This window comes from Corallococcus carmarthensis, assembly GCF_003611695.1.
In the GTDB taxonomy this organism is placed as follows: domain Bacteria; phylum Myxococcota; class Myxococcia; order Myxococcales; family Myxococcaceae; genus Corallococcus; species Corallococcus carmarthensis.
The window spans coordinates 1-7,094 of record NZ_RAWE01000328.1; the positions used below are offsets into that span (position 1 = coordinate 1).

Annotated in this window: 3 protein-coding genes; all 3 read left to right on the forward strand. The window is 73.6% G+C overall.

What is annotated here, in order from left to right; all coding sequences use genetic code 11:
* Nucleotides 1-59 precede the first annotated feature (59 nt).
* The 3 genes from D7X32_RS41965 to D7X32_RS41975 all read left to right on the forward strand — a co-directional run bounded on the left by D7X32_RS41965 (nucleotide 60) and on the right by D7X32_RS41975 (nucleotide 6,941).
* Nucleotides 60-1,943 carry a lipase maturation factor family protein gene (locus D7X32_RS41965; RefSeq protein ID WP_120608118.1) on the forward strand — a complete coding sequence of 628 codons (1,884 nt, stop codon included), beginning with the start codon at nucleotides 60-62 and terminating at the stop codon, nucleotides 1,941-1,943.
* A 97-nt stretch (nucleotides 1,944-2,040) separates the two neighbouring features.
* Nucleotides 2,041-5,973 (forward strand): protein kinase domain-containing protein, encoded by a 3,933-nt coding sequence (locus D7X32_RS41970; RefSeq protein WP_279635662.1) that lies wholly within the window; start codon nucleotides 2,041-2,043, stop codon nucleotides 5,971-5,973.
* Nucleotides 5,974-6,101: 128 nt separating this feature from the next.
* The gene (locus D7X32_RS41975; protein ID WP_120608120.1) at nucleotides 6,102-6,941 is read left to right on the forward strand and encodes an Ig-like domain-containing protein; all 840 of its coding nucleotides are present in this window, start codon (nucleotides 6,102-6,104) and stop codon (nucleotides 6,939-6,941) included.
* Nucleotides 6,942-7,094 lie beyond the last annotated feature (153 nt).

Below are 7,094 nucleotides of genomic sequence, written 5' to 3' on the forward strand. Positions count from 1 at the left end.
CCCCCCTTCGCATCCCACCCGCCGCGCGCACCTTTGTCATCGGACGAAGGAGAAACGTGATGCGCGCGATGACCCGCGAGATGCGACCGCTCGTGCTGTTCGATGGGGACTGCGGCTTCTGCAAGCGCTGGGTGGCACGCTGGCGCCACGACACCGGAGGCCGGGTGCGCTTCGCGCGGGGGAGTGGCTGGCTGCGCACGCTCCTGGGCATCTCCAAAAAGGACATGCTGCGGGCGATGCAGCTCGTGGAGCCGTCGGGGCGCCGCTCGTCCGGCGCGGAGGCGGTCTTCCGCATGCTCGCCTGGTCGCCCCGCTGGAGCACGCGCCTCGCCGCGCGGCTGGGATTGGTGCCTGGCGTCCGGCACGTGGCGGGCGCGGTGTATTCGGTCATCGCGCACAACAGGCGGCGCGCGTCGCGCTGGGACACATGGTTGTTCAGCCGTGTGACGGAACCCGCGGAGCACCGGTGGGTGCGCTGGGCCTTCATGCGGCTGCTGGGCGGCACGTTCCTCATCGCCTTCACGTCGCTGGGGAAGCAGGTGCTGGGGCTCTACGGTGAGAAGGGCATCCGCCCCATCCGCGACCTGGCGCAGTCCGAGCGTTGGGCCGCGCAGGGCCGGTGGCGGCGGCCCTCCGTGTTCTGGAAGGACGCGTCGGACGCGGCGCTGGTGCGCGGCTGCCGCGTGGGGCAGGGCCTGTCGCTGGCGCTGCTCCTCAACGTGGCCCCGCGCCTGAGCGCTGGCGCGCTGTGGGGCCTGTACCTGTCCTATGTGTCCCTGGGGCGCGAGTTCCTGTCGTTCCAGTGGGACGTGCTGCTCCTGGAGATGGGGCTGCTGGGCACGCTCACCGCGCCGGGCGGCGTGCGGCCCGGGCTGGGGAAGCGGGACGTGTCCGCGCTGGAGGTGTTCCTCTTCCGGATGCTCGTGTTCCGGCTCTACTTCGGGTCGGGCATCAGCAAGTTCCACTCGGGCGACCGGACGTGGCGCGAACTGAGCGCGTGCGACGTGTACTTCGAGACCGCGCCCCTGCCCACGCGCGGGGGCTGGGCCGCGCACCAGCTGCCACGTCCGGTGCGCCACGCGGGCACGGCGGCGGTGCTGGCGGTGGAGACGGCGGTGCCCTTCCTCGCCTTCGGTCCCAGGCGCGTGCGGCAGGCCGCCTTCGGCCTCTTCACCGCGTTGCAGGCGGCCATCATGGCCACGGGCAACTACGGCTTCTTCAACGTCCAGTCGCTGGCCCTGGGGCTGTGGCTGCTGGATGACGCGGCCCTGCGGCGCGTGCTGCCGGAAGGCCTGTGGCGCGACGCTGGACCCGCGCGGCGGCCGTCGGTCCTGGACACGGCGCTGGCCGTGGCCGCGGCGGTGCCGTTGCTCACGCTGGGCACCGTGGAGCAGCTGCGCCGGATGGAGTGGTGGCCGCGCGGCCCGGAGCGCCTGGTGCGGGCGGTGGACTGGCTGGAGGACAGGGTGGTGCCGCTGCACTCGGTGAACTCCTATGGCCTGTTCGCGGTGATGACGGTGGACCGGCCGGAAATCACCGTGGAGGGCTCCAACGACGGCGTGCACTGGGTGCAGTACCCGTTCCGCTACAAGACGTCGGAAGTGGAGCGGCCGCCGCGCCAGGTGGCCCCGCACCAGCCCCGGCTGGACTGGCAGATGTGGTTCGCCGCGCTGGGGTCGCCGCCCTCGTGGTTCCTGGCCCTGCTGGAGCGGCTGCTGGAGGGCTCGCCGGAGGTGCTGGGGCTGTTCGCGTCCAATCCCTTTCCGGACCGCCCGCCCCGGCTGGTCCGGGCGGTGCTCCACGACTACCGGATGACGTCCCAGGAGGAGCGCCAGCGCACCGGGGCCTGGTGGAAGCGGGAGCGGCGCGGACTGTATGTGTCGCCGTTGACCCTCGCGCCCGGGTCCTCCGAGCAGGCGGGACGGCTGACCTGGCACGTCTGAAACACGCTCCGTGCACCCGGTGCGTCAGGACCCCACACGGCGGCGGAAGGGCTTATGGCTCCCGGTTTGAAAGCAAAGGGTCGGGGACTGGCGGGGGATGGGGATCGCTGGGTACGGTGCAAGGGCGATGGTGTCCGGTGCTTCCCCGTCTTCCCTCATCTTCGGCAGGTATGCGGTGCTGCGCCGCGTGGCCGTGGGAGGCATGGGGGAGATCTTCCTGGCACGTCAGGTGGGCGTGACCGGCTTCGAGCGCCCCGTCATCCTCAAGAGCCTGCTGCCGGACCTGCTGGAGCACGAGGGCTCGGTGGAGATGTTCCTCGACGAGGCCCGCGTCGCGGCGCACCTGAACCACCCGAACGTCGTCTCGCTGTACGAGGTCGGCGCGTGGCAGGGCACGTTCTACATCGCCATGGAGTACATCGAGGGCGAGAACCTGGGCCGCCTGGCGAAGGCCGCGCAGCGGGCCAGCACGCCGCTGCCCCATCGCGTCTGCGCGCAGATGATCCGCGACGCGGCGCTGGGGCTGGACCACGCGCACCATGCGCGCGACAGCCAGGGCGCGTCGCTGGAGCTGGTGCACCGGGACATCAGCCCGCAGAACATCATGGTGCGCCTGGACGGCCTGACGAAGGTGGTGGACTTCGGCGTGGCCAAGGCGACCATCCGCGCCAGCCGCACGCGCACGGGCGTGCTCAAGGGCAAGCTGCGCTACATGTCGCCGGAGCAGGTGCGCAACGAGCCCGTCTCTGGCACCAGCGACCAGTTCGCGTTGGGCGTGGTGTTGTGGGAGCTGTGCACGCGCCGGCCGTTCATCGACACGGACAACCCCGCGGAGGCCATGCGGCGCATCGCCCTGGCGGCGGTGCCCCGGCCCTCGCAGTTCGTGGAGGGGCTGTCGCCGCTCCTGGAGCAGATCATCCTGCGCATGCTCCACCGCGCGCCCGCGCAGCGCTTCGCCCGGTGCGCCGACGTGGCGCGAGCGCTCCAGTCCTACCTGGATGAAGTGCCGGAGGCGCTGGGGGAGAGCGTCTCCGAGGTGGTGACGCGGCTGGTGGGGGACTCGGTGCTCGCGCGGCTGCGCGACGCGGGCAGTGGCGAGCCGGGGCTGCCCCAGGTCCGCGAGCCCTCCAGCGTGTCGTGCCCGCGCTGCGGCCAGTCCTCCAGCGCGACCAACCGCTTCTGCCCCGCGTGTGGCAACTCGCTCACGCCCGCGGCCGTGGACGCCGCGCCGAAGCTGTCGCTGATGCCCGTGCTGCGCGAGCCGCCCGTGCACCTGGGCGACGAGGACATCCCGGACGCGCCGACTGCCAAGGCGCCCTCCCGTCGCGACGACGGTGCCGTGCACGAGCCGCCCACCGACCCGACGATGGACGTGCCCGCGCCGCTGGCCTCCGCCCTGGCCGAGCCGCCGTCCACCCTCGACGGAGACGACGGGCCCCCGGCCCTGGGAGACGAGGCCCCGGGCCCCACGGTGAAGATCCGCGCGATGGATGCGCAGGCGCAGATGCGCCGGCTCACGTTGCTGGTGGTCGCGGGCGAACCGGCCCACGCGGCCCGGCTGCGCGAGGCGGTGGCGCAGGCCGCGACGCGCCACCATGTGGAGGCGGTGGCGCTGTCGGATGCGCACTGGTGTCTGCCTTTCGGCCTGCCGCAGACACGTCCCGACGATGCGACGCGCGCGCTGAAGTGCGCGGAGGAGCTGGGAAGCGCCGGGACGGGTGTGCGGCGCGGCCTTGAGTCCGGCGTGGTGCGGGTGAGCACGGAGGCCGGAGTGCCCCGGCTGTCCGGACTGGGGCTGGAGCGGGCGCAGGCGCTGGCGGACGCGGCGGCAACGGGTGAGCTGCTCGTGGGCGCGGCGGTGAAGGCGCTGCTGGTGGAAGCGGGCGGGGTGCGCATCGGCGTGTCGCGCGAGCTGCCCGGCGGCACGGCGTGGCGGGTGGAGTCCGGAGCGCCCGCGACCCGCGTGGACACGCTGGTGGGGCGCGACGAGGCGCTGACCCAGGCGGCGGCGGTGGTGGAATCGGTGTGCAAGGGCGAAGGCGGCGCACGGCTCTTCGTGGGGCCCACGGGCGTGGGACGCAGCCGCTTCCTGGAGGCGGTGGCGGAGCTGGCCGCGGGCGCCTCGCCGCGCGTGGTGTACGCGTGGGGTGGAGACCCCCGCTCCGCGGGAGCGCTGGGGTTGTGGCGCACGGTGTTCGCCGCGCTGTCGCGGGCCGCGACGGGCGGAGATGCGTCGCTGCCGCCGCTGACGGGCCTGGGCTTCTCCGAACCGGATGCCGCGGCGCTCTGGCGGAGGCTCGCGCGGGGCGCGCCGGTGGGCGGCGGACACCTGCCGGCGGGAGACGGAGCGGTGGTGGACGCCATCCAGCGCGTGGCGAAGCCGTCCGGCCTGCTGTTGCTGGTGGACGACGTGCACCGTGTGGACGGCCCTTCGCTGGACCTGCTCGCGGGGCTGCTCGCGGCGAAGGACCTGGGCGTGGCGCTGGTGGCCACGGGTGACGTGGACGCGGTGCCCACGGCCCTGGCGTCCCTGCCCGTGACGGTGCTGGAGGGGCTGTCGCCGTCGGATCTGAACGCGCTCCTCACGGCGAGCCTGGGCATGGCCCTGTCGCCGTCGCTGGAGCGGGCGGTGTCGGACCGGGTGCGCGGCAATCCCGCGCATGCGCTGGCGCTGGTGCGGCTGCTCGTGGCGGTGGGCGTGCTGCAGCGCACGGAGAATGGCTTCCAGGCCAATGGCCCGCTGTCCGCCGCGGCGTTGCCGCAGGGATTGGGACAGGCGTTGGGCGCGCGGCTGGAGCTGCTGCCCGCCGCGTCGCTGCGCTTCCTCCAGCGGGCCGCGGTGGAGGGCTCGCTGTTCTCCGCGGAGCTGGTGCGCGCGTCGCTGACGGCCACGGACGGCGCGGAGGTGCTGGATGACACGGAGTGGGTGGTGCCCGTGCCCCAGCAGCCCGGCATCTTCCGCTTCACGCGCGAGGAGGCGCGGCAGGTGCTGCGCGAGCGCCTGTCGCCTCCGCAGCTGCGCGGCGCGCACCAGGAGCTGGCGGAGGCGCTGGAGTTGATGGCGTTCACGCAGGAGCCGGCCCGCGAGGTGCGGGTGGCGGACCACCTGCTGGGCGCGGATGCCGCTGGCGCGCCGGCCGCTTGCGAGCGCGCGGGAGACTGGTTCGCGGCGCGCGGCGAATGGCGAGCGGCGGTGGAGTTCTACCGCTGGGCCCTGGGCCGGTCGCCCGGCGCGACGGCGGCGGTGGTGCGCTGGCAGCTGGACGTGCTCGCGCGCGCGGCGGGATGTCTCACGCAGTCGGACCCCGCCGCCGTGGACGGGCTGGTGACGCCGTGGCTGGACCGCGTGCCGGTGATGCAGATGCCCGGCCGGTGGGCGGAGGCCGCGCGGCGCCTGGCCGTCGCGGAGCTGAAGCTGGGGCGCGTGGACGACGCGGAGGTGCGCCTCAGCATGGCGCAGGGGCCTGCCGGCTCGGATCCGGAAGTGGAGGCCCTGGTGCTGTGCGAGCTCGCGCGGGTGCGCGAGGCCAAGGGCGAGACGACGGCGGCGGTGGAGCTGCTGGCGCGGGCCTTCCAGCGCATGGGGAACCGGACCCCGCATCTGGCGGACTTCTACTGGGAGAACTACCTGCTCCTGGGGCGGCTCCAGCAGCGGCTGGGTCAGCTGGACCGGGCGCGGGTGGCCTTCACGCGCGCGGCGGAGCAGGCGCGGTCGGTGGGCAGCGCGGTGGGCCATGCGCGGGCCCTGTCGCAGCTCGCGGGCCTGCGGGTCCTCGCGGGAGAGCCGGGCCAGGCGCTGTCGGACCTGGAGCGCGCGCTCGTCCTGGCGGAACAGGGCGGTGACGCCCAGGAAGTGGCGCGCATCCACTTCAACGCCGGACGCCTGCTGGTGGCAGGGGGCCGGGTCTCGGATGCGCGCGATCGGCTGGAGCAGGCGAGGGAGCGCGCCCGGGTGGCCGGCTGGCGGGAGGGAGAGGCCCTGGCCGCGCAGGTGCTGGGGGCGATGGAGTCCCGGACCCCGCGCCGCTGAAGTGGCCGGAAGTCGTCAGCAGGCGTGCAGGCGCACGGACTTCGGCGTGGGGGCTCGCGGTTTTCCCGCCCGCCGGGTGGTCAGCCGGTAGACTTCGCCGCTCCCCAAAACCCCCTGTGCCTGCCTTCGTGAAGACGTCACGTCCACCGTCCCTTTCCCTGTTGGGTTTCCTCGCGCTGGGTGTCCTCGGTGCGTGTGGGCCGTCGCCCACGACCATCACCCTGGAACAGCCCGAGCTGCGCTACCTGCGCACGCAGGGGCAGAACCTGCCGCTCAGCTACACGGTGTTGGACGCGGACGGGCGCAAGATGATGGACACGCGCCTGCGCTGGACCAGCTCCGCGCCGGAGGTGGCCTCCGTGCTGGAGGACGGCACGGTGGTGGCGCGCAAGTCCGGCAAGACCATCATCGGCGTGCAGGGGGGACGGGCGAAGGCGGCGCTGCCGTTGGACCTCACCATCCTCGCGTCGCTGGACGTGCGCGCTCCGGGCGCGGACTTCGTGGAGGTGGGGAAGACCATCAAGCTGCGCGTGGTGGCGCGCAATGAAGCGGGCCACGTCATCCCCGACGCGGTGCCCACCTTCCGTTCCAGCAACGAGGCCGTGTCGCGCGTGGAGAACGGCGAACTCATCGCCGCGTCCGCCGGCACGGCCACGGTCACCGCGACGCTGGGACACCTGAACCGCGCCATCGCCGTGCAGGTGGTGCCGCCGGACTTCGCGCGCCTGGGGCTGAACCTCACCTCGTACACCTTCAAGAAGAAGGGCCAGTCGGTGATGGTCCAGGCGCGCGCGTACAACCGCAACGGCGTGGCGTTGGAGAAGGTGCCGCTGGAGTGGTTCAGCTCGAACACCGCCGTGGTGACGGTGTCGCCCGAGGGCCGCGTGACGGCCGTGGGCCAGGGCCGCGCGGTGGTGTCGGTGGTGGCCGGCCGCCGGCGCACCGCCGCGGACTTCATCGTCGAGTAGGTCTGTCTTTCGAAGTCCGGGCCCGCCGCCCTGAAGCGGCGGGCCAGGGTGTTACGGCTTCTTCGTGGGCGGCGCGGCGGGCCTGGCGGGCGCGGGGCGCTTGCCGCCCTTCTTCTTGGACGCGGCCTCCACGTCATCCGGGCAGGGCGGGCG